General features: G+C 64.3%; 1 protein-coding gene. It reads right to left on the reverse strand.

The window, feature by feature from the left end:
* Window positions 1–830, reverse strand: an 830-nt coding sequence (locus K9B37_RS24525; protein WP_255616802.1) for an FtsK/SpoIIIE domain-containing protein, incomplete at both ends; no start/stop codon positions are given.

The raw sequence follows: 830 nt of genomic DNA on the forward strand, positions 1-830 counted from the left end.
CCCTGACGCTTGAGGTGGGCGACGACCTTCTCGACCTCCTCGTCCGAGCAGAACGGTCCGTGCACGCGGGTGATCCGCCCGCCGCCGGCCATGTACAGCATGTCGCCCTGGCCCAGAAGCTGCTCGGCGCCCATCTCGCCCAGAATCGTGCGGCTGTCGATCTTCGACGTCACCTGGAACGAAATCCTTGTCGGGAAATTCGCCTTGATCGTGCCGGTGATCACATCCACCGACGGCCGCTGCGTCGCCAGGATCACGTGAATGCCGGCAGCCCGCGCCATCTGCGCCAGACGCTGGATCGCACCCTCGATCTCCTTGCCGGCGACCATCATCAGGTCGGCCATCTCGTCGACGATCACCACGATATACGGCAACGGCTCGAGGTCCATCACCTCGTCCTCGTAGACCGCCTGGCCGGTCTCGCGATCAAAGCCGGTCTGGACGGTGCGGGTGATCACCTCGCCTCTGGCCTTGGCTTCCGAGACGCGGGCGTTGAAGCCGTCGATGTTGCGCACGCCCAGCTTCGACATCTTCTTGTAGCGGTCCTCCATCTCCCGAACCGCCCAGCGCAACGCGATGATGGCCTTTTTAGGATCCGTCACGACGGGCGTCAGCAGATGCGGGATGCCGTCGTAGACCGACAGTTCGAGCATCTTCGGATCGACCATGATCAGCCGGCATTCCTCCGGCTTCAGGCGATAGACGAGCGACAGGATCATGGTGTTGATGGCGACCGACTTGCCCGAGCCGGTGGTGCCGGCGACGAGCAGGTGCGGCATGCGCGCCAGATCCGCGATCACCGGCTCGCCGCCGATCGTCTTGCCAAGGCA

Source organism: Microvirga puerhi (assembly GCF_020089865.1).
GTDB classification, from domain to species: Bacteria; Pseudomonadota; Alphaproteobacteria; order Rhizobiales; family Beijerinckiaceae; genus Microvirga; species Microvirga puerhi.